Source organism: Paenalcaligenes sp. DL 309, assembly GCF_057475285.1.
In genome coordinates this window covers 1-662 of the sequence record NZ_JBYBKW010000039.1, presented here as the reverse complement: position 1 = coordinate 662, position 662 = coordinate 1, and the positions used below count along the sequence as shown (strand labels likewise).

Annotated in this window: 1 pseudogene; it reads right to left on the bottom strand. The window is 47.0% G+C overall.

Annotated features, from left to right (window positions below):
• Positions 1-592 (bottom strand): annotated as a pseudogene (locus AC2UZJ_RS12515) (transposase); the annotation flags it as partial.
• Positions 593-662 lie beyond the last annotated feature (70 nt).

The window sequence follows — 662 nt, the reverse complement described above, 5'->3', positions numbered from 1 at the left end:
GCATCCGGCTTATCGCGTGTTAAGCGACGACGCGGTTTAATGCGTAAATTGAGCTCTAGCTCACGGTAAATACGATACACACGCTTGTGATTCCAACGATAGCCTTTCACGTTGCGTAAATACAAAAAGCACAGTCCAAACCCCCAGCGTCGATGTGTTGTGGTCAAACGCAATAGCCAATCCGCAATCTGCGCATTCGCATCGCTGAGTTTAGGGAGGTAATAGTAACTGCTTTCGCTAATCCCCATCACCACACACGCAAAACGAATGCTGATGCCATAACGACTAATCGCTGCTTGCGCCATCTCCTTGCGTTGAGATGGCTTTACAACTTTCCCTCGAGTGCCTCCTGACGGATTTCCGCCTTCAGTCGCTCTTCGGCATACATCTTTTTTAGACGCCTGTTTTCTTCCTCTAAGGCCTTTAAACGCTGCATTAATGAAGCATCCATCCCACCAAATTTGGCTCGCCACTTATAAAAAGTTGCTGTGCTCATGCCGTGTTCACGGCACAGCTCAGGAACCCCCACGCCGTGCTCATTTTGCTTCAGTATCGCTAAAATCTGGTTGTCAGTATATCGTGACTTACGCATAGAAAACTCCTTGGAAATAGGATAACAAATTTTCTACTTATAACTACTGGGGTTTTTCGGGGGGATTACA